This window comes from Nocardia sp. NPDC050712 (genome assembly GCF_040654295.1).
GTDB lineage: Bacteria > Actinomycetota > Actinomycetes > Mycobacteriales > Mycobacteriaceae > Nocardia.
In genome coordinates this window covers 515,435-539,984 of sequence record NZ_JBFAHT010000005.1, presented here as the reverse complement: position 1 = coordinate 539,984, position 24,550 = coordinate 515,435, and the positions used below count along the sequence as shown (strand labels likewise).

General features: G+C 63.8%; 24 protein-coding genes. 16 read left to right on the top strand and 8 right to left on the bottom strand.

From position 1 onward, the window contains the following. Positions 1-219: 219 nt before the first annotated feature. The 5 genes from AB0H76_RS35320 (at position 220) to AB0H76_RS35300 (ending at position 3,525) form a co-directional block, all read left to right on the top strand. Complete coding sequence (locus tag AB0H76_RS35320; RefSeq protein ID WP_357331425.1) at positions 220-1,095, top strand: hypothetical protein; 876 nt, start codon at positions 220-222, stop codon at positions 1,093-1,095. A 446-nt stretch (positions 1,096-1,541) separates the two neighbouring features. After that, on the top strand, positions 1,542-1,766 hold the full coding sequence (locus AB0H76_RS35315) for a hypothetical protein (RefSeq protein ID WP_357331424.1): 225 nt from the start codon (positions 1,542-1,544) through the stop codon (positions 1,764-1,766). A 255-nt stretch (positions 1,767-2,021) separates the two neighbouring features. After that, entirely contained in the window at positions 2,022-2,525 is a 504-nt protein-coding gene (locus AB0H76_RS35310; RefSeq protein WP_357331423.1) for an SMI1/KNR4 family protein, read from the top strand. A gap of 399 nt (positions 2,526-2,924) precedes the next feature. Next, positions 2,925-3,149: a hypothetical protein gene (locus AB0H76_RS35305; protein ID WP_357331422.1), complete on the top strand. Its 225-nt coding sequence runs from the start codon at positions 2,925-2,927 to the stop codon at positions 3,147-3,149. Beyond that, complete coding sequence (locus AB0H76_RS35300; protein ID WP_357331421.1) at positions 3,085-3,525, top strand: sigma factor-like helix-turn-helix DNA-binding protein; 441 nt, start codon at positions 3,085-3,087, stop codon at positions 3,523-3,525. The genes AB0H76_RS35305 and AB0H76_RS35300 overlap by 65 nt, the downstream gene beginning before the upstream one ends. Before the next feature lie 134 nt (positions 3,526-3,659). On the opposite strand, the gene AB0H76_RS35295 is transcribed toward AB0H76_RS35300, so the two are convergent. The 4 genes from AB0H76_RS35295 to AB0H76_RS35280 all read right to left on the bottom strand — a co-directional run bounded on the left by AB0H76_RS35295 (position 3,660) and on the right by AB0H76_RS35280 (position 9,767). Continuing rightward, positions 3,660-4,247: an N-acetyltransferase gene (locus AB0H76_RS35295; RefSeq protein ID WP_357331420.1), complete on the bottom strand. Its 588-nt coding sequence runs from the start codon at positions 4,245-4,247 to the stop codon at positions 3,660-3,662. Further along, on the bottom strand, positions 4,244-4,852 hold the full coding sequence (locus AB0H76_RS35290; protein WP_357331419.1) for a TetR/AcrR family transcriptional regulator: 609 nt from the start codon (positions 4,850-4,852) through the stop codon (positions 4,244-4,246). The genes AB0H76_RS35295 and AB0H76_RS35290 overlap by 4 nt, the downstream gene beginning before the upstream one ends. Before the next feature lie 342 nt (positions 4,853-5,194). After that, positions 5,195-8,494 (bottom strand): tetratricopeptide repeat protein, encoded by a 3,300-nt coding sequence (locus tag AB0H76_RS35285; RefSeq protein ID WP_357331418.1) that lies wholly within the window; start codon positions 8,492-8,494, stop codon positions 5,195-5,197. Positions 8,495-9,386: 892 nt separating this feature from the next. Further along, the gene (locus tag AB0H76_RS35280; RefSeq protein ID WP_357331417.1) at positions 9,387-9,767 is read right to left on the bottom strand and encodes a hypothetical protein; all 381 of its coding nucleotides are present in this window, start codon (positions 9,765-9,767) and stop codon (positions 9,387-9,389) included. 138 nt (positions 9,768-9,905) lie between these two features. Between AB0H76_RS35280 and AB0H76_RS35275 the strand changes: the two genes are divergently transcribed. Then, positions 9,906-10,322 carry a hypothetical protein gene (locus AB0H76_RS35275; protein ID WP_357331416.1) on the top strand — a complete coding sequence of 139 codons (417 nt, stop codon included), beginning with the start codon at positions 9,906-9,908 and terminating at the stop codon, positions 10,320-10,322. A gap of 573 nt (positions 10,323-10,895) precedes the next feature. On the opposite strand, the gene AB0H76_RS35270 is transcribed toward AB0H76_RS35275, so the two are convergent. Further along, entirely contained in the window at positions 10,896-11,267 is a 372-nt protein-coding gene (locus tag AB0H76_RS35270) for a hypothetical protein (RefSeq protein WP_357331415.1), read from the bottom strand. 7 nt (positions 11,268-11,274) lie between these two features. On the opposite strand from AB0H76_RS35270, the gene AB0H76_RS35265 reads away from it, so the two are divergent. The 3 genes from AB0H76_RS35265 (at position 11,275) to AB0H76_RS35255 (ending at position 16,847) form a co-directional block, all read left to right on the top strand. Then, positions 11,275-11,958 carry a DUF6461 domain-containing protein gene (locus tag AB0H76_RS35265; protein ID WP_357331414.1) on the top strand — a complete coding sequence of 228 codons (684 nt, stop codon included), beginning with the start codon at positions 11,275-11,277 and terminating at the stop codon, positions 11,956-11,958. Between the two features lie 804 nt (positions 11,959-12,762). Next, positions 12,763-16,347 carry a CHAT domain-containing protein gene (locus AB0H76_RS35260; RefSeq protein ID WP_357331413.1) on the top strand — a complete coding sequence of 1,195 codons (3,585 nt, stop codon included), beginning with the start codon at positions 12,763-12,765 and terminating at the stop codon, positions 16,345-16,347. Continuing rightward, on the top strand, positions 16,344-16,847 hold the full coding sequence (locus tag AB0H76_RS35255; protein ID WP_357331412.1) for a hypothetical protein: 504 nt from the start codon (positions 16,344-16,346) through the stop codon (positions 16,845-16,847). The genes AB0H76_RS35260 and AB0H76_RS35255 overlap by 4 nt, the downstream gene beginning before the upstream one ends. 351 nt (positions 16,848-17,198) lie before the next feature. Here the strand turns inward: AB0H76_RS35255 and AB0H76_RS35250 are convergent, their stop codons facing one another. After that, on the bottom strand, positions 17,199-17,690 hold the full coding sequence (locus AB0H76_RS35250; protein ID WP_357331411.1) for a hypothetical protein: 492 nt from the start codon (positions 17,688-17,690) through the stop codon (positions 17,199-17,201). A 512-nt stretch (positions 17,691-18,202) separates the two neighbouring features. Here AB0H76_RS35250 and AB0H76_RS35245 point away from each other — a divergent pair. From AB0H76_RS35245 to AB0H76_RS35230, 4 genes are all read left to right on the top strand, one after another. Continuing rightward, the gene (locus AB0H76_RS35245; RefSeq protein ID WP_357331410.1) at positions 18,203-18,886 is read left to right on the top strand and encodes a hypothetical protein; all 684 of its coding nucleotides are present in this window, start codon (positions 18,203-18,205) and stop codon (positions 18,884-18,886) included. After that, positions 18,826-19,284, top strand: a complete 459-nt coding sequence (locus AB0H76_RS35240) for a hypothetical protein (protein WP_357331409.1) — start codon at positions 18,826-18,828, stop codon at positions 19,282-19,284. Before AB0H76_RS35245 ends, AB0H76_RS35240 begins: the two co-directional genes overlap by 61 nt. 148 nt (positions 19,285-19,432) lie before the next feature. After that, on the top strand, positions 19,433-19,795 hold the full coding sequence (locus AB0H76_RS35235) for a hypothetical protein (RefSeq protein ID WP_357331408.1): 363 nt from the start codon (positions 19,433-19,435) through the stop codon (positions 19,793-19,795). A gap of 256 nt (positions 19,796-20,051) precedes the next feature. After that, on the top strand, positions 20,052-20,462 hold the full coding sequence (locus tag AB0H76_RS35230; protein WP_357331407.1) for a DUF4189 domain-containing protein: 411 nt from the start codon (positions 20,052-20,054) through the stop codon (positions 20,460-20,462). A gap of 305 nt (positions 20,463-20,767) precedes the next feature. Here AB0H76_RS35230 and AB0H76_RS35225 read toward each other — a convergent pair whose 3' ends face one another. After that, positions 20,768-21,166, bottom strand: coding sequence for a hypothetical protein (locus AB0H76_RS35225; protein ID WP_357331406.1), 399 nt, complete (start codon positions 21,164-21,166; stop codon positions 20,768-20,770). A 106-nt stretch (positions 21,167-21,272) separates the two neighbouring features. Between AB0H76_RS35225 and AB0H76_RS35220 the strand changes: the two genes are divergently transcribed. The 3 genes from AB0H76_RS35220 (at position 21,273) to AB0H76_RS35210 (ending at position 23,157) form a co-directional block, all read left to right on the top strand. After that, positions 21,273-21,698, top strand: a complete 426-nt coding sequence (locus AB0H76_RS35220; RefSeq protein WP_357331405.1) for a hypothetical protein — start codon at positions 21,273-21,275, stop codon at positions 21,696-21,698. Between the two features lie 131 nt (positions 21,699-21,829). After that, entirely contained in the window at positions 21,830-22,219 is a 390-nt protein-coding gene (locus AB0H76_RS35215; RefSeq protein ID WP_357331404.1) for a hypothetical protein, read from the top strand. Further along, complete coding sequence (locus tag AB0H76_RS35210; RefSeq protein WP_357331403.1) at positions 22,216-23,157, top strand: pentapeptide repeat-containing protein; 942 nt, start codon at positions 22,216-22,218, stop codon at positions 23,155-23,157. Before AB0H76_RS35215 ends, AB0H76_RS35210 begins: the two co-directional genes overlap by 4 nt. A 254-nt stretch (positions 23,158-23,411) precedes the next feature. Here AB0H76_RS35210 and AB0H76_RS35205 read toward each other — a convergent pair whose 3' ends face one another. Beyond that, positions 23,412-24,512: an FAD-dependent monooxygenase gene (locus tag AB0H76_RS35205; RefSeq protein ID WP_357331402.1), complete on the bottom strand. Its 1,101-nt coding sequence runs from the start codon at positions 24,510-24,512 to the stop codon at positions 23,412-23,414. Between the last annotated feature and the right edge of the window lie 38 nt (positions 24,513-24,550).

Sequence of the window (24,550 nt, the reverse complement as noted above, 5' to 3'; positions counted from 1 at the left end):
ATTGCGAATCCTCAGCGAACGCATGCAACTCGGCATCTGCGTGCCTTCGTCGGCAGGCACCGCAGCCTTCGGTTTTCGCGCGCTCCGCAGCAGAAGCGGATGTTTTCCGGTCGAGCACTCCATCGACCGATAGCCTGCCTGAGGCTGTTGGCACATTACGTCCAAGCGGTTGCGCTGTGGGAATACGGCGCGCTAACTCGGTCGCCAAAGACCGCTGCGGTGGCTAACTTCAGCGACATGATCTATCCAGGTAGGGGTTCAGCGCAGCGGGTCGCGCAACTGGCGAACATCGCGCTCGAAGATGGGATGCAGGATTGGCCTATCGAGGTATCCGATCCGACACGGCTCGACGAGTTCATCGAGCTGTTGCTCGCCAACAAGGCCAATTGGGAGCTGAGCTACTGGTTATTGGACCTGGTCCTCGAATCAGCCTGGGACGACATGTGCATCACGCCGCCGCAGGACAATCTGCCGGAACGGACCGAACCTTTGGTCGACGTCCTGGTGGCGGTGTGGGAAGCGACCAAAGCGCCGAGAATCGCATTGAGGCTCGAGAACTGGGCATGCGTGGACGCCACCGCTCCCGACGAAATGTTCGGGGTGAGCCCGCTGGTGTGGGAAGCGCGTCGGCGGATCGGCCTTAGCACTGTGCACTCCGCGGACGGACGGATCCATCTTCTCGACAGTGCGTCGTCCACCGAACCGGCAGACCAACCATCCGATTCCGCACTGTTCGACTACCTGGCGTTGACCGAGGACGCGGTCGGTATCCGCACCGGAGTCGACGGCAATGTCTCGGTCGGAATCGAGGTCCTCGACGCTGCACCTGTCGATGACAACACCGCTTTCGACAGCGTGACCGAGTGCAGTCTGCGAGTCGACTCCGGCAGGTTGAGACTCACTTCCCTGGCCAGCGACGCGCACGGCGGTGGCTTGGTAGCAGTGCCGGCTGGGTGGCTGCGACTGCGAGTGTTGTTGTTCCAGTCTCCAGATGCCAACGCAACCACCGGTGTGCAACACGTTCAGATTCAGTGCTGGCCTGCTGAACACGGCAACCCCGTCTTGGTCAGAGAACAGAATCCCAACGCTGCCTAATGACGTACTCAATTCGGCATGTGCGTGCATCGGGAAGCCCTGCCGACCAAGGGATCTGGACGGATGCCCAACGCGCGGGTCGCGGCATTTGGGTGCGTTCGCAGTATTGCTGGCGGGAGCGTCGAAGCTGGTCGCAAAGATGCCTTGGCACGGTGCAATACTCACGCATGCGGACTCGATACTTGATGGCGGTGGGTGTACTGGCTGTCTCCACATTCAACGCTGCCTGCGGTGCACCCCAGAGCCAGGAGGAATGCACTGAGCCACCCGCCGTTGAGGTAGTCCGCAACGCAACTGGCGGGAACGCCGATCCGGTAATGATCGGCGCTCACCATACCTGCGACGGCGTAATCGTCGAGGGCCTACGCCTGGCTCCGAGTTACTGGCCACCGAGCAGCCCACCGCTTCGTGGTGATGGGCCGCTCGGGGTGACCGTGTCTCCCGCCGTGGACCGTTTGGACGGCTGGTACTTCGATAAATCCGGGCCGAGTTCCAGTGGCCAGGCGGATGCGCGCTTTCAGTCGCTCGGCGACGGGCGTTTCAGTGTCGAAGCACCCGCGATCCCGGGCTGCTGGCTGTTACACATGAATGTAGGTGTCGGCTGGGCGGTGCTGGTCGCAGTCGGCGACTTCGAGGCGCCATGCCCGCCATCGGACGTCAACTTCGCCTAAGTGGTTCAGTGCCGCCAGATGTTTTCTGGCGGGGCACGATCCGGGCATCACCCTGCCTGGCCCTGAACCGACGGGACTGCGACACGAAGGCTCTGCCGCGCAAACACGCCCTCGTCGGAATGCGCGTGTGTTCGGTCGCCCCGGATGCTCACTGCTAGTTGATCTTCCGCCGCGCCACGCTGGCCGGTTGGGTCAGCGCGGTATGCGGCATGACAGAGCGTTCGACCGAAGCGATGACTCGGATAGGCTCGCTCCGTGATCGACCTGTCGGGCCTGTTCGGCCCTGATACCCCACCCTTCGAGGCACCTCCCGACGACGACCTTGTCAGGTCGGTCGAGGACGAACTGGGTGTCCGACTTCCCCGGAGCTATATCGAACTGGCCCGAACACACAACGGTGGCTACTTGGCACGATCGGTTCATCCCGCCGCCACACCAACAACGTGGGCAGCCGACCACATTGCAGTCAGATCGATGGCTGCCATCGGACGTACCGCCGCCTACAGCTTGGGCGGAGACCTGGGCAGCCGATTCTGGCTCAGGGAGTGGGAGTACCCCGATATCGGGGTCTACTTCGCATATTGCCCGTCAGGCGGCCACGACATGATTGCACTGGACTACCGCGGTGGCGAAGAGCCGAGCGTGGTCCATGTGGATCAGGAAGTCGGATATCGAATCACCACTCTCGCACCCGATTTCGCGACGTTCATCAACGGACTCCAACACGGAGCGCACCTCGGCAACTCGCAATTCAGGTGACTGCTGACCGATGACAGGGTCCGCCGGGCTCAGGCCTCAAAGTTCGCAGGGCCGAGAATTGGACGCAAACGCACATCGGCAGAACAGTGCACTCGGCCGGCCGCAGCTTGGCCGGTTCTCGCAACGCGCAGAGTGCCAATACAGTGAGTTCGACTACCGCGACTCCGCGCCCGGCCCAGTGCCTGTACTCGAACGCGGGACGACCAGGACCTCGGCGACCTGTGGAAAACAGACGCCACAATCTGGCCTTGTGCAGAGCACAGAACCGCGCGAGCGCCCCTGGCATCAGGGGCGACGGAACCTGGGTCTATGAACTGGGGCGATGCGCGCATAGCGTGATCTTGGCTGCTTTCGAGGTAGTTGAGCAGCTCGAAAAACTGAAGCAGAAGGATTCTTTCGATGAACCGATCACTCGCTGCGGTCGCTCTGGCCGGCGCGCTCATGCTGGCCCCGATGGCCACCGCGAACGCACAGCCCCCTGCCCTGGCCGCCGCGAAGGCTGTGGCCACCCCCGCCACAGCCGAACCGATTGCCCTGCCGCCCGACTTCAACCCCTTCCATGTTCTTCTGGAACTGCTTCAGACCGGATCGTCCAGCCTCAGCGGTGGATCGAAGGTGTCCTGAGGCTCTGGGCGAAGTAGCGCCATCCGCGCGCAACGGCCGCCGCACCGATCTGGTGCTGCGGCCGTTTGTTGTTGGCGTCGCCGGTCACATTGGCGAGACACTGCCCGCGGAAGAAAAGGGATACACCCTGATCGATGACGCACTATCTGCCGCACCGCTACTGAGCGCTCTCGCCGAACGCGAAATAGCAGTGCTCGCAATGCGCTACGGGCAAGACAAAACACAGCCGGAACTCGTTGCGGCCCTTGGCGTTTCCCAGATACAGGTTTCCCGGATCCTGTCGCGCGCGCTGCAGCAACTCCGCACCCGCAAGAACCTGGGTCGGGTCGACCCTGGCCGGCAGCCTGCGCTCGGCGAACGCGCACTACGGCCCTGAAGCCGCGCACAAGCACGCTCATCGGCATTTGCGTGCACTACCAGCCGTCGTACGATGCCCTGCCCGTGGATCTTCGACACGCCGCAGCGGCCTGTTCGGCTCGCCGTCAGCCAGCCTTTTCGCCGCGCGCCTGACTAGGCCGTCAGGTGGAGTGAGAGGTAGTGGCTGAAGCCTGCGCGGCGCGCGAAGCGGACGGGTCGTCGCTGGTATTCGGTGAAGCCGAACTTGCGGTAGAGGCTGAGCGCGGGCGTATTGGTGTCTTTGATCTCGCGCAGGATGAACTCGTCGTAGCCGGGAAGAGCGATAACGTGCTGCATCAGCGCGGTACCCACCCCACGCCCTTGGTGGGCGGGGACGGTAGTGACGAAGCCGATCTCGGCCAGTCCCTCCCGTGCCTCTTCGGGTGCGCCGAGGAATTGCGAGCGCACGATCAGGTAGCTGATGGTCCCGTGGCGAACCCCGAGGTGGCGACGGAACTCCCGTGGTCGGGGTGCGAAGCACTCCTGATCGCCAGCGGTGACCGATGCGATGGCGGCAGGTTCGCCGTCGGCCAAGGCCACGACAAAACGCTCCAGCAGCAGCATGTGCCCGAACGCCGCGGTCAATTGCTCTGGGTCGGAAGAGAAGTAGGCGAAGTCCTCAGCGAAGCCCCGCACCAGTACCTCGGTGATCCGTTGCCGGTAGCTCTCGCCCAGCTTGTCGCCGTGTTCGATCTCGATCATCCGGTGCGTCCTTCTGTCAGCAATTTGAGTACGACGTCGACGTCGGGGGCCGCGAACTCGGCACCCAGGGCGACCCGAATCGAGGTGAGGCCGCCGAGCATCGCGAAGTAGCAGATCGTGAGTTGAGCCGGATCACCGTGACCGAACTCGCCGGCCGCTCGGCCGCGACGGATCAGGTCTTCGAAAGCGCGCCACATCACGCGGTGGGCGTCGTGGAGTCGAGCGGTCGATGCGGCCGGTACACCGGCTGTGACGCTTTGGTTGACGACGATCATGAACTCCGCGGCGCCGTCATCGGCAGTGAGGCCGGACAGGTATCGGGCGGTGAATTTTTGGATTGTCTCGACCGGGCTGCCCGGGCCGGACAGTTCCTCGGTCAGGGCGACGAGGCCGTTGAGCGCTTGGTCGAACAGGTCGGCATACAGCGCATCTTTGGTCGGATAGTGGCGGTAGATCGTGCCGATGCTGACGCCGGCTTCGATCGCGATATCGCGGATGGCCGATGCGGCGTACCCGTGCCGGGCGAAAACGCGCACGGCCGCGGTCTGGACTGTGCTCCGTGTCGCCGCGGTCATGGCCGCGCTCTGCTCAGCGGTGCGTGCCACACCTCCCCCTCTATGTAATGAACGAATGTTCATTACATAGTAGCGTGCTCGGGCCTAGCCCCCAGGCGGTGTCGAGTCAGCCCCCTGGGTGATGCACGTTCGTCGGCATCAGCGCGCACTGCCGGCAACCGTAAGTCGCACGGCTCGTTGATCTTCCACACACCCGCTCAGGCCGCTTCGAATCGCGCGGGTCGCGGCATTAGCGCTCACTCGCCCTAACTGAAGTCAGCTTGGACAGAATGATGCGATGCAGAACGTCTTACGGTGATGTCAGTGCGTTCGACCAGCCGAGTCGACCCGGCTCTCGGCATCGCCGACTGTACAACCCAGCGGTATGTCTGTTCAGGACGAGAATCTGAAGAATGCCAGCGCTCTTGGCTCTCTAGCCTCCGCAGACCGATATCGCCAGATCAGTGCTGCCTCAACGTCTCCCTGCCCGTGGAAGAGATTCGCGAGCTCGAACATGGCCGCAGGATCGCCTTGTTCCGCGGACCGGCGCCACCAGTGCTCTGCTCGCTCGAGCAGGCCCCGCTTCCGGAGTAGAAGGCCGAGGCTGGTCATGGCGGCCAGGTCACCGGTGTCCGCGGCGCGGTGGAGCCAGAGTTCGCCATCTTCGGTATGCCCTCCGGCGGCAAGTATGTTCGCCATGCTCGACATGGCCTGGGGATGTTCAAAAGTGACTCGACTGAAGAGAAATTCGGGCTGGTCGGAGTCCTCACTGAGGTCCTGTACAGATGCCAGGTCGATCAGGTCTCCGAGGTCACCGAGTTCGGCAGCTCGCCGCCACCATTGCTGAGACTGTTCCAGTTCTCCGCGCTGACCGTGCAAGATCGCGAGTTTGGCCGCCGCAAGCATGTCGCCGCTCCCTGCGGCGCGGCGCAGCCACGCTTCGGCCTTATCGTGTTCCCCGAGACTGCCGAGCAGGACCGCAAGATTGACCATCGCCTGCGGATCGCCGGTATCAGCCGCAAATCTCAACCACTCGGCCGCCTCGCCGATCTGCCCACGACTGACCAGAAGATGCGCGAGATTGCGGGCGGCAACATCATGCCCGGCATCCACAGCCTGACGAAAGCAGATTTCGGCCTCCGCCGACTCATTCCTCCCGGCCAGTAAGACCCCGAGATCGAATAATGCTGCTGATTGACCTCCGGCAACCGCGTCACGCAAGACGACTTCCGCCTCCTCATCGCGCCCCTCCAGACGGAGCAGCTGCCCGAGCTGATACATCGCCTGCATTTGGCCGGCGGTGGCGGCGCGACGCCAGTGCGTCTCCGCCTCGCGAAACTCGTGCCGATCTCGAAGCAGTAGTCCGAATTCATACATGCCTGTCACATGTCCAGCTGTGGCGGCACGGCGCAAGAAGTCCTCGGCCGCGGTGTCTTCTCCGCGGTCGCGATACAGTATCCAGAGGCTGTAACACGCGTCGGCTTGATCGTCATCTGCGGCTCGCAGCCACCAAGACTCGGCCTCGACGGCTTCGCCGCGTGCGTTGAGCTGTATGCCGAGGTTATACATGGAGTTCCGGTGCCCCGCAGCAGCAGCGCGGCGCCACATTGCCTCGGCTGCGGCGGTTTCGCCGCGCCTGTAGAGGCTTCCTCCTACGTTGAACGCGGCATTGGGCTGCCCTGCGTCGGCGGCGCGACTCCAAAGCTGTTCGGCCTCAGCGAGTTCGCCTCGATCCGCCAGCAGAATTCCCAGGTTGAACATAGCTTCGAGATGTCCGTCTTCGGCTGCCGAACGGAAGACCGACTCGGCTCCTTCGACAATCCCCTGCTTGTTCAGCAGAACCCCGAGATTGAACGCGGCATCGCGGTCCCCGTTGTCTGCGGCCACGCCGTACCAAATTGCGGCTGCTCTCGGGGCAATATCTTCGATAAGTTTCGCGAGGTTGTGCGCGGCAACGGTGTTTCCGGCAGCGGCGGCTTCGGCTGTCAGGGATATTGCGGCATCCGTGTCACCGTTCCTGTGAGCCAAGGTTCCGAGACAAACCTTCGCCGACGAACTTCCAGCGTCGGCGGCGCGCTGCCATAGCGATTTGGCCTCGTCTGTGTCTCCACGGTTGTCCAGAAAGACGCCGTAATCGACCATGGCGGACAGATCGCCGACCGCAACCGCTTGCCGCCACCATGATTCGGCCTCATCGATCTGGCCTCGCTCGTTGAGCAGAACCGCAAGATTCTGCGGGGCCTCCAGCACGCCGGCGGCGGCGGCGCGGCGCAACCAAGTCTCCTCTTCGGTGCAGTCGCCCTGCAGGTGGCACAGGTTTGCGAGGTTGATCATGGCAGCGGGGATTCCGGCATCGGCGGCGCGCCGGGTGAATTCCATACCGCGGCTGACGTTTCTGTGCAGGAGAGCAGCTATACCGACGTGGACCAGGCTGGCCGCGTCGGCATCACGGGTAGCGCAATGCCAGAATTCCTCAGCGATCGGCCGGTACTCCCGCCCGTGTTCACCGTTGTCCGCCGCAACCAAGTAGTCGAACGGCCAGTATCCCCGGATGTGGTCGGGTGACCATCCGGTGAGGAGTGCTGCAACTCGACCGGCGCCTTCGGGGGGTGTTCGAGCCGCGATGATTGCGTCATGAATGTCGGCAGGCCGGGCATCCAGGTCTGGTCGCAGGTCTTCGCAGAGACTCGTAGCGAGCTCTGTCAGAATCGGTTCGGGAATGAGTCCCGACCGACCGATACGGGCCCAGTCGACAGAGACCTGAAGCACCGCACGCAAAGCGGGATCGGTGATGAACGAGTCATCGTATAAACCCAGCAGCTCCGGTGCGCCTGCCAACACCTCGGCGAGCCCGTATCCCCGGTTCCGGTAGCGATCAAGCTGCAACGAGGGGTACGCGGCGGACGCCGACTGGTGTTCTTGTGGGTCAGAACTGGTGGGATCCAGTTCTATTCGATTCGCCTGTTCGATCACCGTGCGAGCGTCGTGGGTCATCGCGCCGGGCTCTCGGCGCAACCGGTCGCGCGCTTCGCTACGCAGCGTCGCTACCACGACGGTCCGCCCCCGCCGGCCCTGCAGCAGGGTCAGCAGTTGCAGAGTAAGTGGATTGGAGTTGGACAGAAACCGTTCCAGATTCTCGAGCCATACCACGATCGTGGTCTCGCCGCGTCGCCTGATCCCCCAACGCATCCGGCGACGGTTAGCGAACTCGGGGTGCCCCGGCACCCGATGGAGCGTCTGCGGTGTTGGTATCAAGACTCTGGCGTCCGGTAGCTCGCTGCGTACGGCCTCGAACAAGCTTCGGGTCTTTCCGGCTTTGGAAGGGCCGATCACCAGCACCATTCGGCCCTCGGACAGCCCTGCGCGCAACTTCTCGTCGACCTCGTTGGCGGTCCGTGGCACATAGGGATCCGACCCAGTACGCCCGACTTCACCGAACCGGTTGGGTGTGGCGCCGAGGCGATAGGGATCCAACTCCGCGATGTAGGGTAGTCGGCCATCGTCGCTGACTTGTTCGGCAAGGTCCGCCCAATGCGAGGACGTACCAGTGCGGGTCGCAGGTACCTGCAGGTGTGATTGGAGGACGTAGACATCCCGAGCGCTCTGAACGGTGAGGTTGTGCTCGCCGGTCACCGTCGCTTGCTGATCGATGCGTGGCGCTGACGGTTCAGGTGCTTCGTCGATTCCGTCCATGGCGTCCACCCTTGGAATCAGTTGTTCCCGGGCCGAATACGAAGCCGCAGAACAGGAACCCGGTCACGCAATGTAGCTACTCGCACGATAGCCCGTCTCCACGAGAGCCCTGCATCGATCGGACCAAACGCTATCGCGATTTCGTGCCTGCATACCGAGGCAGTCTCTAAGCTGAACACATATGCGGTCGATATCGCCCGCAACACATTGATCCCAGGTGAGTGGGGGCTGCGATGGCAGCGAGCATGATAGTTCGGGTCTTCGCTCCAACCGCAGCGACGACGGTGGCCACAACCGCGCTAACCGTAGTCGTGAACCTTGCGACCAACAACAAGCATTCGCAATGGATGTGGCTCCTCGTCCTCGCCTTGACCGCGGTGAGTCTCGGCGCGACGTTGTGGCTGTACTACCGACAGAACTCACCTGGTAGCACGCCACCGGATTCCTCGACCGACGCGCCAGCTCCGGACAGCAAGACCGACGCCCGTGTCGTGGGCGAGCGCAATACGGTAACGCCGGTAGCACAGACAATGCGTGTCACTGGCTCAGGCAACATCAGCTACCAAACCGGGCGCGACAGCAGCCAAATGCCGCCCCCTCCACAACAACCCGACGACGCCTCCGGAACAAACGTATAACCTCCACAGCATCGAGGGTGATGCCACCAGAGGATGCTACTGGCGTCGATGGTAACCGAGCCGGATGACCCGGCCCGCTCAAGTTGTGCATGGTCGATCTCACTGGCGTACGAGGTCGATGGCCGGTCGGCCACTTTGCCCCTGATGGGACCAGCACCTCGGGAGGCACGCTCGTCGGCATGATGGTGCGTTCGCCCGGCAGCGGCACGCCCGGTCTGAAGTGACCCATATGCGGCATGTGCGGACATCCAAGGTCAACGACGGCCATACAACACACCGGGCAGCGCGCGAGCGAACTTGCGTTGTAACCGGCGAAGCGTACGAACAGTCTCCTCGTCCGTGAGCCCTGTAGTGATCGACCACTCCACGCCAGAACCGAAGACGTCGCTGGCGAAGACGAACTCGGTGGCCAACAATGCGCGCCGCCAATCCCGCGCACTCAGCACTTTTCCGGCCTCCAACGCCGAACGCAACCGCCGTTCCTGTTCGAGGAGGTCGGCCCGGCCGTCGAAGTCCATCGCGATCGCCAGCGCCTCACTGCAGTTGGCCGGGCCGGACCATTCGCCTAAACCCCACCACAGCAGTCGACGCTCGTCGGTCGATAGGTCGATCTCTACAAGGTCATCTGGTTCCACCGGGTAAGGGTGAAGTACCCGGACCGGAACGGTCAAAGGCACCCGCCCGATTCGGGAGTAACAGATATGGCGCAAGGTGCACAACAACCAGTGCACCGAACTCGTGCCCGCTGAGTCACCACGGATAAGCTCACCGGCGTGCCCGAACAGAACAACAAGGAGGGTCTGTCCGCTCCCTACAACTGGGATCACCTCAGCGACGACCCAGGCGTCTGGGCGCGAGTGCGTGCCAACCTTGTTCTCGGGCAACGATTGACCGGAACTGTTGCTCTAGTCCCACGGCCGGGCACGATCGGCATCGTCATCGTCATCGACCTGGGCCTGCCCGCTCAAGGATTCGTCGATGTACTGCTGCTTCCCGACGGCGCCGGCAGATGGCCCACCGAGGGAACCGTCACAGACTTCCTCGTCTGGTGGATGGACCCGAGGAAAGCGCAAATACGCCTCGTCGCCGCCGAATCCTGCTACCGCCGAGACGACTTCGACACTTGGTGTCTTACCAACGCCCCTTTGGGCGACCCGCGAGTCCTCGACCAGTTTCGGTTCGACCCCTGAGTCGCTCGAGCCCAACGAGAGCACGTCACCCCGCCGACCGGCATGGGTGGCAGTAGGGTGCCGGCCTCCATCGTTGTGTACGCAGATCGGCAGAGTCGGGCGTTCCGAGCCGCAGCGCCTCGGGTCCGCCGGTCACCGCGACATGGCCGCTTCGCTCAGCGCGCACAGCGGCATGTGTGTGCATTGGATTACTAGGTAGTGCGGCCTGAAGGGCTATAGGCTCTCCCCGTGAGTACCGAACGGTCGGAATATGTTGTGCCCCAACCGCGCCAGCGATGGGCAACATATCGAAGGGGGGCCGCGCTCGTCGTTGTCGGCCTGTACCTGGCTGTCATGATCAGGTTGGTTTTCAGTCAGAATTGGAGCGATCTGGTTGTGAGCCGACTGGCCGGAGTGACCATCCTCGTGGCCGTTGGGCTGGTCATGTTTTCCCTATTTGATAGTCCGCGGAAACGGCTGACTACACGCAAAAGGGTTGTGTCGGTCGCGATCGCCCTGATGAACGGTTGCGCCGGAGTGGCGATCATCTGGACGGAGGGCCACCCAGCAAGCCACGCGGTCGGATTCACCGGGCTAGTCGCCCTCATGCTGTTCTTGAGTCTCGGCTAGATCTCGGTCGATAGTCGGTGCCGCCACCGGTCGCACGCTCGTCGGCAGATCAGGGCGTTCGTCGGCCAGCGCCGCAGCTCTCAGGATCGCGCGCTCCGCGGCATTTCCGGGCATTCGGGCGGTCTCGGATGTCAATCCGATGCGCTCGGTGCCGAGGGCCACCTCGCCCGCGCGGCAAGATTGGTCGCCAGTGGTAGCAAGTCCGGCGATCTGCTGACCCCGGCGGATCAGGCCGGCGAGCCTGTCGGACGTCAACGGAGCCACGGGAAGCCCGCGCCGAGGACAGTGATCAGGCGTTCCGACGATCGAATGGTTGTCGGTGGGGTCTGCCACCATGACCCATATGGCGACAACCGATCCCCTGGCCCCATTTCAGTGGCTCAACGCATCCGAGAGCCAAGCGGGCCCGCTGGGCGTGATCTTCAGTATCGCCTTTGTTCGGAACCTGGACCCGTCAGAGGTGGTGCGCCGCTTCAGCAACGGCAACGACTCCGGCCAGGAGTCCGACTTCGAAGAGCTCAAAGACAGGATTGTCGAGTTCACGTCTGGCGGCGGGGACGGCGGCGGTCACGTGGGCGTGTTTCGGGCCGGTGAGTGGAGCGTGGCCATCGAACCGTACGGGTGGTGGATGACTGACCACAAGACGCTGGCGGAACTATCGCGAGACTGTGAGGTCCTGGCGATCACCCGACACGACTACGCCGTGCACAGCCTCGAGTACGCGGTCGACGGGACGATCGTGACCGGCCACCGACTGTGGTACCCGCATATCCGTTGGGGTTGCGACCCCGACCGGCTCAACGACTACATGCGTGAGCTGGGCATGGAGCTGGACATGACCGATGATGACTATATTTATGACGCCGATGAAGATGAACCCGAGAGTCATGCGGACGCCTGGGACATCAGCGTCAGCACCGGCGTGCCGAGAGCCTTCGCCCTGGCGGCGAAGGTCACTGGAGTGTCGTTCACCGCAGACATGCTGGACCAGCCCCTGTTCATCGGACCCATCGCCCACCGCCGGTAATACAGGTCGGGATAGTCACCTCCCGACCACACCATCGCTGGGCCCGGTGCGCTTGCTGGTACGGCCGGTGAAGTCGTAGAGCGCATCTCTGTCCGCTCTACATCCACGTGGTGGTGCCGCGAAATCGTCCGATTCTCGATACTGGCGGGTTTCAAAACCATCCTGTATTCGGCATGAGCGTGCGTTCCAACGCGGCGCCAGCGCCGGGCCACCGGGCGAGCGCTCAGCGGCGTGTGCGGATATTCCCGGACCACGCTGCGTCACCACACACCTAGGCTTCGACAGTGCGAACCTCTTCGACCCCAGCGTCCTCGGATGGCCACAACTGCGCGATTCACTGCACGTCTACGTCATTCCCGGCCAAGACTTCGCAAGCACCGCGCAATCAGTCACCGACGTGCTCGCCCGGTTCGACATCTGCGCGACGGTGGCCGCACCGTGGCGCCATGCCACCGTCACACGAATTCCATTGTGGCGAAACGAGGTCGACGAACAACACCTTCTGCGGTTCAGTCGCGCTCTCGCCGCAGGAACTTCTACCTTCACCCTGACTATGAACAGCCCGGTGTTCCATGAAAACAGCGTCGGCCTGGACGCGCCGAAATAACTCCCGGTCCGGTGATTTCGTCGCCGGAAGATGCCACCGGTCAACTTCGCTGCCGTAGAATCGGCTATGTATCTGTGCGGGAAGGGAAGTCATGGATACAGTCACGACGGAGGTCGGATCGGCCTTGATCGTCGGATTGGTTTCGGGAGGATCGACAGCGTCCTCCCCGACAGGTTCCCAGGCTGGCTGAGGCCGTTGTGTCGGTTGACGGTCAACAGGATTCGATCGATGTGACGAGCTGCGCGTGCGGGACGTCCGTGTCGTCGCTTCCGAGTTCGGGCGCTGCCAACGTGGTACGTGAGTCCGACGTCGTCGCTATTACCGCGCTGTTCAATGGTCAGCTGGACTTTGTTCGCTGCGATGCGGGGTGCGAAGTCGCACTGCGTCCGACTGTGGTGTTCCATGCGCTCGAGAGCGAGCGGGCATGGGTTTTCGCCGGCGACCACGTCGACTCATACGCGCTCGACCATATCGTTCGAGAGGCAATCGACGGGCCGGTCGCAGGTGTCGAGATCGTGGGCGAGCTCGATCGGCTCCGTACGATCGTCGCCGAAATCCTTCGTAGCAGGATCGCCGAGGTCGCGCCGGCGCTCGAGTTGGGCGTCGGCCCCGTCGATACGGAGCCCGAGCGTCTTGTCGGCGGCTACAGCCGCGATGACCTCCAGTATCTCTACAAATACTGGCGCGGGTTCACTCCTTCGGTGTGGGCGGCGATCGCGGTCGCGACCCTGAACATCGTCCCGTCACTCCTGATCGGAGAAGCGACCGACCCAGCGGACGATCCCCCGCAACGCCAGTCGGTGGAGGAACGGATCCAGCCTTTCGCGCTGCTGCAAGCAATCGTCTGGATCTCGATGCTGGAGGCATGGGGTCGTCACGATGTCTCCGGTCGAAACTTCGAAGACGATTTGCGCGACTACGTCGACAGCCCGCCCGTGCTCGGACGCTCGGTGGGGTTGCTGGAGGACCATCTGAGACGATCTGGACCACCCGAGGACTTCACCGATCTCATCGGTCGGTACCAGGACTCGGCGGTCCGGGCGAGCCTTCACATCCGATCAGGTCCGGTCGAATCCGTGACCGCAGATTGGGCCTGCTCCTTTCTCCTGCTTGAGGTAATGCGACGAACAGGTGAAGTGAGCGACACCGATAATGTTCTACCCAGGGTCATGCTCGACATCGATCGGGTCCGGCGGCTGACGCACCCTCTGACGCTGTACGAAGCCAAGGCAGTTGTCCTGCACTGGCACCTGGACGGCGGGAAGATCACGCCGCGGACTGCGGCCGCCGTCGCGGCGATGGACAGTGTCCTCGACGAGTTCGGCTACACCGAGCTGGCCGGGCCGATCCCTGGCCTCGAGCTCGATGTTCCAGTGGACCAGCTTGCTGATGTGCTGCTCGGGATGTTGGACCGAGGATCCAGTCCTGCGGCGCTCGAGCCGCTGACGCAACCTCTGGTCGACGCTCATCGGGCTGGTGATCTCGCTCGGGTGGTTGCGGCGATGGCTGCGACCGCAACAGATCCGGATGTCCATGAGATCAGAATCTGGCACGCGACGCGGTTGGCTCAGATGCACCGGCCCGCCGCGGTCCTTACGATCCTGAAAGACGCCTTCGGCGAGGCAATCACGCCCGCTGACCTCAACGGCGACGCACGACCGCTCGTGCTGGCCGTCACAGCTCTACGCCAGCTAAACCTACGCACTGCCGCTACTCGAATGCTCGACGCTGCCGACGGCCAGCCCGTCGCAGAACCGGACGATGAGCTCAATCTGGCGGTCCTTCGAGCACGCCTGACCAGGGAAGCCGGCGCGCCGCTGCGAGCACTGCGGCAATTGGAGGAGGCCTACGAACGCGACCACACCCCCTCGCCACCGCTACTGGAATCGCTCTCGATGACAAATAGCCGATTCGGGATGCATACCGAGGCAATTCGATACGGATTGGAAGCCCTCGAAATCGCCACGATCGATCCGGCACGGCAATGGAATACCGCGCGATACGCCGCGCAACTGATGCTCGTGCAGGCGCAGGCCCGCCAGACACCTTCGGTGGAGCACCTGCGGCGGGTCCAGAGGATCGACCGCTGGACCGATCCTCTGACGGTACTCATCGGAGCGCTCGCCGCGTTCCAGGGTGGACTGGCCGACACGGACTGGGCGGCCCACGAATTCCTGTTCGACATCTATGAGGATGTCGACCTTCTCCTCACCCGCTCCGAGGACGACCACGACCCACCGTCAGGGTTTCTGGCGCTGCTCTTTCACGCGCGTTTCAGCGAGACCTACTTCACCAGCCGCGCTCGGACCGCCTGGGTACGGCTCGGCGACTACATGCTCCGGCACGGCCTGGGGAACAACGCGGAGCTGTTGTTGCGGCTCGCCGCACACGCCATTGCGGCCCGCGAGGTGACACAGGCCCGTCCATTACTTCGTGAGGCGCTCGTCGCTGTGGCATCGACGGTCGGGGATATCGCTACGTTCGAGGCCGGGATGAACTCTGGCGAAGATCTTGCTCCAGCGGTGGCTGCGCTGGCCTCCACGGCAATGCTGGACCAGCCACCTCGCCGCTGGTGGCAGCAGAGCCGCCGCTGGTTGGGCACGGCCGATATCCGAATGATCGCCGAACTCGGCCGCGGCATCACCGCTCGCCAACTGAGCCTGCACGGATTGCCGGACCTCGAGCGACAGATGAAGAAATCGGGACTCGATGACACCGTCGTGGCGCGGCTTGCCCCACCTACTGGACGCGTCGCAGTCATCGAATGGTTCACGGCAGACGGTCACAACTCGGCAATCCTCACAACAATCGATCACCGTGGCAACGTCAATTGCGAACTGCGGCCGATGCCGGACATCCACCTCCCCCAGCTCGCGAAGCGGTGGGGGTATCGCATCTCCAACTGGCACGCAGGTCGGCGAGGTGACCCGTTCGAAATGCCTGGCTGGCACGACCTTTCCGCCTGGATGACAAATCTCATTTCGGAGCATCTGACGCCAGGCGACCACCTTCTGATCATCCCGCACCGGGATTGGGGCCAGCTGCCGTGGCACGTCATCGCTGGCCGGTCCGGATTGACTTCGTCCTACGAACCCAGCTGGACCGCCGCGCTGAGCAGCGTCTCGGAGGCACCCCCGCGGTACCGTCAATGGCGGGAAGGAGTCGCGGTCGTGCCTCGGATTGCCGACCCTCCCGCGGTGACCGAGTCGATGCACCGGTTCGTGAACGCTGTCCGGCAGCGAGCCACAAACCCGATCGTCTGCGCGGGCGTCGACTGCGACCGGGCCGCACTCGACGAGCTACTCGAATCTGTTGATATGGCGGCCGTGCTGTGCCACGGCTTCACCAGCGCGGACGACTCCACGATCGCATTCATGATCGCCGCCGGCGGCGTCTTGCCACTGGCCCATTCGGTGGCCGCGAACAGCACCGTCGGTCGCCGACACCGTTTCGGCTGGCGCGACAGCGCACGGCTCGCGCGCGCCCCCAAAGTCCTGTTCAGTACCGCATGCAGCACAGCGGCCACCTATGTTGTCGGCGCGGGCGATCACGTCGGCTTTTACAATGCCTTGCGCCCCCTTGGATTACGGACGTACATTGCCCCGCAGTGGGACGTCGTCGCCGAAGACACCCTGTCGGTCGTTGCACGCGCGATGAAGCTGTTCGCGGGCGGCGGTTCAGGCCTGGCCGCGTGCCTGTCCAAGGCCAGCGACGAGGCGATCGCCGCAGGCATCCCCGAGTGGTCGGCCCGATCACTGACGTTGAACGGAGATTGGCGATGAGCCAGACGCTGGCGGACGTGCTCAACGCCCGCGATGTCGACCGAGACAGCGTCCACCAAGCGGTGCGCTACTACCTCGGCGAACGACTTGATGACCGCACACCCGATGAAATGCGCGCTGAACTGGCGCAGCACGGTGGCGAAGAATCGGTCACCAATATCCTGCGTCAATTGACCGGCAGTGAGGCATTGCTGGACCGGGCATCGCTGATGGTGCTCGCATCCTCCTATGCTGAACCCGGCGAGCAAGATCGAGTGGTCGCCGCGCTCGACCAAGCCAAAGCCAAGCTCCCGGTAATCGAAGTCGGCATGATCGCGCTGGCCTGCGTGTACGGAATGTATTTGATCGCCACCGGAGGTATCCGGAAGAGCGAGACAATCGTCGTGCGCAAGCCCAACGGCGCCTTCGAGGAACGATCCACAGTGGAGTACACCGAGCCAGGCAACATCATCGGTGCCATCCTCGAATTGTTGCAGCGATCCAACGACCCAGCACCATAATCAACGGCGCCCGACACGGCGCATGCGACACAACGACGGAGTCCTGAGCCGGTGACTACGCGACCGCTCGTGCCTGGACCCCACTCGATCACGGCCACACAGCAGATCGCAGGAGAACGGCTCCGCCCGGACGACACCCAGAACGTTCACTGTCATCGGATAGACCACCCCTACCTCGAGCATTGCCTGGGGCAGACGCCAAGACCGGCCTTTGGTGCCTGCCCCAGGCCGCACGTAAATCGGCAGCTGCGGACGTCCGCGGAACGCGCTGCAATACCGGATGTTCGGGAGGCGCCGAGCTGCTGTCACAAAACGTGGCAACACCCAGCTGCCGGTTGTGTCGTCGCCACGCTAGCTCGCCGCGGGCTCGCTCGCCTCGGGCCGGTGCTGCCGTTGGCTCAGCACCAGCGCGCCCGCTGCCAGCAGATAGAACGGCGACGGGAGCAGCAAATCCCATCCCGCCGTGTCGTTGTGCTCGAGCGCCTTCATCCCGAGATATCCGTCTACCGTGCCGAGAACAACCAGAATTCCTGCGGCCCAGCGTGTTCCGCGCCGGACATGTCTGCGCGGCAACGCGAAGACGACGGCGGGCAGCAGCACCACGAGGCCGGACTCTATGACGAATACGAGCAATTGCTCGAGCAGCGGCCGCGCCGACAGGTAGCCCACCCCGACGACGGTCTCCGAGAGGACCACCGCGGCCTCGCTGTGGTCCGCCCCGGCGTCACTGTCGGGCAGCTCCGGGAAGTGCGCATCAAACACCCGCGGTAATGCGACTAAGACCAAGCTCACCACGCGCCAGCAGGTGATACAGCGCCACCACCGCCCCAGCGACACCACCATGCCTTATCCCCTCCGACCGAGCTCTGCGCGGGCGACGCTACCCGCGCAGCCCATCCGCAACGAAATCCGGACGCGCCTCGACCGGAAACCTACAGGCCGACAACGTATCCCGCCTGAAGGCATGCCGGGATGACGAAGATGGAGTGCTGCAGACCGCGAATGCCCGGGACACCAGAGCAAAGGCACCCGGAGCTGACAACGAGAACTACGGGATCGTCTCCGACAGCCGGTATTTCGGTGCGGGGTCAGGCGGCCGGCATTTCTGATGTCTTGGACCTACCCATGCTCGTTCAACCCCGCTATCTCAATCTTTCGCTCGCGCAGCGCGCTTCCGCAGCAGCAAGAGAATCAGCATAGGTAGGCGGCGGCAGGTGAGATGCTCCGACCGCCGGCTGATCGCGGGCCAGCGTGTGCTTCATCGACAGCGGCCAGAACCGTCGCGCGGGCGGGATCAGCTCGTGGTTCTATGTCAAGAACCGTGTCCTTGATAGCGATCCTTTCTATGTGAAGGCATGACGATGACACAGCAGACCGGAACAGTCTTCGCCGACCATGCCCAATTCACTGTCGGCGCAATCGATGCCGACACTCTCGCGGTCACCGCCGAGGGCAAACTCCTCGAAACCGGGCCCGGTTTCATCACCGTGATCACCGGCGTCGCCTACGGACCGGTCAACCTCCTGATCGAACTCCTCGACACCGCGCCCGGCGCTGACGATGACCACACCTGGGAAGTGATCGAGGAAGCCTCGATCGAATCCCGATCCGAACTACACGTGATGCGTATGGACGGCGAACTCGCCCAACAGTTCTCGCCGCTACCGCCGGGAACCTATCGGGTCCGCGCGAGCGCCCGTGGCCGGGACCGACAGCGAGGAATGGAGGTGAGTGAACCGACCGAGGACCATCGCCTGCGCATATGGGCGACAACCGCACCCAGCCCACAGTCCATTACCGCTGTCAAGCTCGACCGAGCCGCCTCCGGACCGGTGAACCCAGCGCCGCCACTCGATGATTCCTACGTTTACGTGCACGAATCAGACGTCACTGCCGTCAAAGTGGCGACTTATAGTCCTGAAGCCGAGGCTGCTCGTGCAAGCACCCGCAACTGGGGTGGCAGGCCCCGAGTCCAGTCTTGGCGCAACTCGTTCCCGCCTATTACATTTCCGGATTCGACCGCGACGTCCTGGACCTGATCGAGGCACTGGATCCCCAGCGGCAACGCGAGTTCGCCTACTGGTGCGCCCGCGTCGCCTTCGAACACGCTGGGCTGCTCGCTATCGACTGGGCTCAGCAGGGATCGGCCAGTCTGGGAACCGAGCAAAGGCCACCGCTTGAACTCGAAAACTACTCGGTCGCGCTCAGCGCGATCGCGAACGATCGGCGAGTACCTCTGACTACCGTCTCCGGAGTCCCTGGATCAACCGAACTCATCCAGCAGTACCAAGCTTTCACAACCTATTTCGAGGCGCGCGACCGACCCGATCACCTGCACGCCGCCATCGGCGCCTACCAAGCTGCCGCCTACACCTTCGGCATAGGCTATCGAGAACTCGCCGCTGCCGTGCGACGACACTTCTTTGACACCCTCTGACACCCTCGCTATCTGGCCCTGGCTCATCCCCGGATCGACACCTCCGGGAGCTGGAGAGCTTTCGCCGCGGAACCTCGAGCGCCTCCGGTAACCATGCACGTCGGTTGCCACTGCACTCCCAACCCGGACCTGCCGCTACCGTCGACGCATGGAGATTCCCGAGCTCGCCGATCTCATCTGGCTCTTCGAAGACGAGCCGACACGGCAGTTCGATGATCTCGTCTGGCCTATCGGATTGCACTCGTTCCGGCTGACCAGAGGAGCGCAGACCGTTCTGTTCTCCCTGGACCCCGTGGCCGGCGAGGCCTACGTCAGCATCTACGCGGGCGAGCATGAGCACACATACTTGGGCCGGCTTCGCCGAGTGGACCGACTCGGCATCGACAGAGGCCCGGCTGAATACGAAGGTCTGCGGCTGTGGTTTCGGGATCTCACGGACGAGCCTGTGATATTGCAGACCAAACCTCAGATCCGGTTGTCATGGGACGTGAAAAGCCCTGGTACCTGGTAGACCCCGTCGAGCCGCCTAGGATTCTCATCGTCGGCGGACGAACTGTCGCGCTCGTGCGTACACGGAGATCGGCAAGGACCGAATCCGCCGCAGCCAAGAGCGACTAGATCGGTTTCGGCAGATCCGTCACGCACGGTGCAGTTCGGGACGGTCCTTGCCGTGCCCCCAAGACTTGGGGCGATCTCGAGTCCCATGTGCTGCGGTATCTTCCATGCGGTCGCCGCACCCTGGTCGGCGCGCAGAGGAAGCACGCCACATGTTCGAAAAATCCTTTGCGGCCGCCGCGCTCTCGATGAGCGCCGCTGCCGTTCTTGCGACACCGCCCGCCGCCGCCGACCCAGTCAACTGGGGCGCCGCATCCCTCAGTGTGTGGGGCAACGTCTACGCGTTTTCGGTCAACCACCCGACGGAAGCGGACGCCATTCGAGCCGCCGACCGAGCGTGCAAGGGTCAAGGCATCATCGACTGCCGGATGATCGTGACATTCGCGAACGGCTGCGGTGCAGTCGTGACGAGTCCGCTCGCGATCGTCGCGGGGTTCCCGATCGTGGGCTTCGGCAAGGGGACAACCCCGGGCGAGGCATACGCGGACGCCACCCGCAACCTCCCCACCGGCACCGGAAGCGCCGGCTCGTTCGATCGCCAACATGCCTGCACCCGGCCTTGATCTAATTCCAGCACGGTCTTCGGCAAAGCGGATACTCGTGCGCTGGGGTGCTGTCGCGGTGCGATCCGGCCTGCGCGTGCAGTCTTCGCTCTAACAAGGGAAACCCCTCGAATCAGCCGAAAGTGCGTGCCCCGACCGAGTCCACTCCTGGCCGGTTCGAACAGCGCGGCACGCGGCATGTGCGGATTTTCCCGACCGCGCGGGTCGCGGCAAAGCGGGCATTCGGGAAAGCCCAGGCCAGTCGTTTGACACGAGAATGCACCGGCAGAGGCGTGTTCTCGACGGTTGCCTGCGTGATCGCATGGCTATTCGGTACTTCGAGTAGAGTTCCACGGTGGTAGTCGGGTGAAGTTCGGTCCGTACTTCAGGTTCATCGGCGGGTACCAAACACCCGGCCATACCGGAACTCCGAGTGCCCGAACATTCACCGGCAGGTTTTCGTCAACCACGATGTCCGGGATGATGCGGCGCACCGGGGGCAACTCGGCGCCGTCGGTGATTAGGTCCGCCACCATTTCCAGACAGTGCTGCTCGTCGTATCCGGTGACGCCAGCATACGGCGCGAGCCACCAGAGGGTCCGCTGGTAGCCCCGCTCGAACTCGATCCAGAATCGCCGCATCACCGGCATGTACGGCCCTTCGTCGTCGCCAAACCCATGCACGGTATCAACACTTGTTCGACGCCCACCTCGATAATCGGCCATGACAGTGCGTTCGGCAAAGGCTCGACCACCTCAACTCGTCGTCCATGTGCCGGGGAGCGGTTCAATGCCTTCGGGGACGTGGTCCGGCATGACATTAGGGTTGGCGGTGGGATTCTCGGAGGAGGCGGCGTGCGGAGAAGTCTGGTGGGCCGAGTTCGGCGAGCGGCGCGCTGTGGTGTTGCTCGACGGCGACGAATCGTCCGGCTTCCAGGCGTTGCAGATCGTGCCGGCATCAGGCATCGATATCGACGGATTGGGTATCGAGGTGCAGATCGGTACGATTGAGGGGGTTCGGTATCAAGGCGTGGTACGACTCGGATTCCCGAATCCGGACGCTGTCTCCTGCACCTGGTTGACCACCGTCTCCGCGGAATCGCTTATTGCACGGGCAACGGTGTTGACGACGGCCAAGCTCGACGAGATCGACACGGCCCTGCGGTCGTCCGCCCAGCCCCGGACGTTGCCTCCTGAGGCGACGGCCAGGCTCAACGAGATCAGGGATGTGCTGCGACGGGGCGGGTCCCAGGAGTGACTGTTCACGACGTTCGGCGCCGGTCGGGTTGGGCCCGCAGCCTCGCTCGAGACATCTCTCACGCTGCGGGGCTACCAGCAGCTCTTCGCGGACAACCCACGTAGACAAGTCATTTGGCCGATACTTGACCAGTGGACGTGGAGTTCGTTGCCGGCTGTACCGGCGCGGCTGCTACGGCAGCATTGGCGGCGGCCCTGTATGAGCTGTGGCAGTTCAGCAGTCAGCAACATCGGTGGCCGTGGCTGACCAAGACAGAACGCGCCAAGGGCGTCGAAAGCTATCCGACGCTCCGGTTTTGGCTGTGCTGCAATGTTCTGCTTCGTTCAGCTGCGGTTTCCGCACTGGCGGGCATGCTCGCCGCCGTGGGATGGATCGCAGACCCCAAAGCCGGAATTGCGCTGGGGTTGACGGGCACCCTCTCTTTGAGCTCACTGGCCGCCGGGAAAGACACCGGCGTCACGGGAGGTAGTCCCGACGCCGAACAACTCCCGGGGGCCAGCCCCGAGGAGGTGGGGCGTTGACGTCGATCTTTCGTACTTGGCGACGACCCCGCGGCAGGGTGCTCGCCCGCCCGGTCACCATTCTCGACCGGATCGCGGCCGCGATGGCCAACCGTCCCTTGCCGACCGGATCCTCCGATCAGGACTGGGCCGGAGCGGACAAGTCCGGCGAAAGCCTGGCCGGTGCCGACCTGTCCGGCAAGGACATGTCGAGCGCTGACTTCCAGAACGCGACAATGGAAGGCGCGCTCCTGAGGTCGGCGAACCTAGTCGGCGCGAATTTTCGTGGCACGGATCTGACCGACGCCGACCTGACCGACGCGAACCTCCGAGGCGCCGACCTGAGCCACGCGAAGCTGACCGGTGCGATTCTGCGCAATGCCATCTTGATCGACGCGATCTTGACAGGCGCCGATCTCCATCGAGCGCACCTCAACGGTGCCGAACTGGACGGCGCGGACCTGTCCGATGTCGACTTGCGCGACGCGGGGCTGAGCGGAGCGAGTCTCAAGAACGCCGACCTGGCCAGGGCCGACCTCCGGGGGGCAGACCTCATCGGAGCTGACATGTCTTCGGTGCTGGCACCTTTCGCGAAACTGACCGGCGCGGATATGCGCGGCACACGCGTATTCGATGCGCGATTCGATTTCGCGGACCTGTCAGGTGCGCGAATCCGCACGGTCTTGGTGCGGACGGTCTTGAACGATGCGGAGCTGTCCGGCACCAATCTCTCCGCGGCAGTGCTTCAAGACGTTGATCTCTCTGGCGCCAACCCCGGCGACGCGGCACTTCCAGCGTTGTCGGACATGCAGAACGTGACCTGGTCGACCCGTACCCGGTGGCAGGAACGGTACGACGAGGTCCTTGCTCATTCCGTTCCAGCAGGATCCGGCCGGTTCGTTCTTAATCCCGCTGCTACTGCGATCGACGCGCCCATCGCTGAACCTATCTTCGAATAGCCGCAGGAAGCCTGCGACGGCCAGGTCGTTCTCGACAGGGGTCACCGGCCGCCCGCGTTAACGGCTCAGAACTGCACGCCTCCACTGAGATTGGAGGAACCGCTGGTGAGCAGACACCACAGTTGCTGTGCCGGCTGGCCGTGACACACGTTGCGACCGGGGCGGCGGACTGCGCCAGCCCACAGACCCAGCTTTCGATGCCCGCAGTTCCCGGGGCAGACCGTGTTACCTCCTCGACCGAGAGCTCTGTGAGGTCAGCCGACCCAATCGAGCACCGGCGCAAGGGCGTTGAACTGCACCGAGGAAGGCACGCAGCGCAGCACAGCGTTGCGCACCGCCACCGCCGCGGCCGACTCGAGTTGCCCGACAGTGCCGATGCGCTCCGATCGGGCCGCGATCATCTGGGTGCGGGGACGCCGCAGTGCGTCGTAGCGGGTGAGGTCGCGATCCTCGGTGGCCACTGCCGCGAGCACTACCGAATCCTCGAGGGCCTGGCAGGCTCCCTGGCCGAGGTTCGGCGTCATCGCGTGCGCGGCGTCACCGAGCAGAGCGACCCGTCCCGACACGTAGGTTTTCAGGGCGGGCAGGGAGTAGATGTCGTTCTGCAGGACAGTCGACTCGGTGGCGGCGGCGATCAGGTCGCCGATCGGCTCGTGCCAGGTGCCGAAACGGCGCCGGAGTTCGGCCGCTCCGTCGGTCCGGGTGCCCTCGGGCATATTGGCGGTGGCGAAGCAGTACACCCGGCCGTCGTGCAGTCCGCTGAATCCGAAACGCTGACCGCGGCCCCAGGTTTCGCCCATCTCGCACACCGGTCCGGACGGCCGCACCACGACCCGCCACGCGGTGTATCCGCTGTACCGTGGCGCGATCTCACCGCAGACCGCGCGCCGCACCACGCTGCGGATACCGTCGGCTCCGACGACGACGTCGCCGGTGGACGTGCCCGCGGAATGCGTCACCGTGCCGTCCGCGCGTGCCTCGGTCACCGAAATGCCCGCGCGCAAGGCCGATTCCGGAACCCCGCGGCGCAGGACATCCAGCAGATCGGCACGATGCATCATGATCGGACTGCCGTAGCGTGCCCGCAGAACCGCGGCATCGGCCCGGGCGAGCCAGCGGCCCTTGGGATCCCGGATGCCGGCAGCCCCGTCTTCGAGTGCCCGCGCCCGGACCTCGTCGCCGAGCCCGAGCAGGTCCAGCGCGCGCAACGCATTCGGCCACACCGACAGGCCGGCCCCGATCTCGGCGATAGTGGCGGCACGCTCGAGCACCTCCACTTCCCAGCCGCGCCGATGAAACGCCACCGCGGTGGCGAGGCCGCCGATACCGCCGCCGACCACAACTGCCTTGGGCATCAGGTACTCCTTCGAACCGGGCCGGCTCGTTCGATCGC

What these genes read in the sequence shown, in the direction of transcription:
- AB0H76_RS35250 (WP_357331411.1), bottom strand. Translation starts at nt 17,690, where the DNA reads ATGGTGGTGTCGCTGGGGCGGTGGTGGCGCTGTATCACCTGCTGGCGC.
- AB0H76_RS35270 (WP_357331415.1), bottom strand. Translation starts at nt 11,267, where the DNA reads ATGGTGGCAGACCCCACCGACAACCATTCGATCGTCGGAACGCCTGAT.
- AB0H76_RS35255 (WP_357331412.1), top strand. Translation starts at nt 16,344, where the DNA reads ATGAGCCAGACGCTGGCGGACGTGCTCAACGCCCGCGATGTCGACCGA.
- AB0H76_RS35300 (WP_357331421.1), top strand. Translation starts at nt 3,085, where the DNA reads ATGTTCTTCTGGAACTGCTTCAGACCGGATCGTCCAGCCTCAGCGGTG.
- AB0H76_RS35265 (WP_357331414.1), top strand. Translation starts at nt 11,275, where the DNA reads ATGGCGACAACCGATCCCCTGGCCCCATTTCAGTGGCTCAACGCATCC.
- AB0H76_RS35205 (WP_357331402.1), bottom strand. Translation starts at nt 24,512, where the DNA reads ATGCCCAAGGCAGTTGTGGTCGGCGGCGGTATCGGCGGCCTCGCCACC.
- AB0H76_RS35295 (WP_357331420.1), bottom strand. Translation starts at nt 4,247, where the DNA reads ATGATCGAGATCGAACACGGCGACAAGCTGGGCGAGAGCTACCGGCAA.
- AB0H76_RS35305 (WP_357331422.1), top strand. Translation starts at nt 2,925, where the DNA reads ATGAACCGATCACTCGCTGCGGTCGCTCTGGCCGGCGCGCTCATGCTG.
- AB0H76_RS35225 (WP_357331406.1), bottom strand. Translation starts at nt 21,166, where the DNA reads ATGGCCGATTATCGAGGTGGGCGTCGAACAAGTGTTGATACCGTGCAT.
- AB0H76_RS35285 (WP_357331418.1), bottom strand. Translation starts at nt 8,494, where the DNA reads ATGGACGGAATCGACGAAGCACCTGAACCGTCAGCGCCACGCATCGAT.
- AB0H76_RS35245 (WP_357331410.1), top strand. Translation starts at nt 18,203, where the DNA reads ATGACGATGACACAGCAGACCGGAACAGTCTTCGCCGACCATGCCCAA.
- AB0H76_RS35235 (WP_357331408.1), top strand. Translation starts at nt 19,433, where the DNA reads ATGGAGATTCCCGAGCTCGCCGATCTCATCTGGCTCTTCGAAGACGAG.
- AB0H76_RS35230 (WP_357331407.1), top strand. Translation starts at nt 20,052, where the DNA reads ATGTTCGAAAAATCCTTTGCGGCCGCCGCGCTCTCGATGAGCGCCGCT.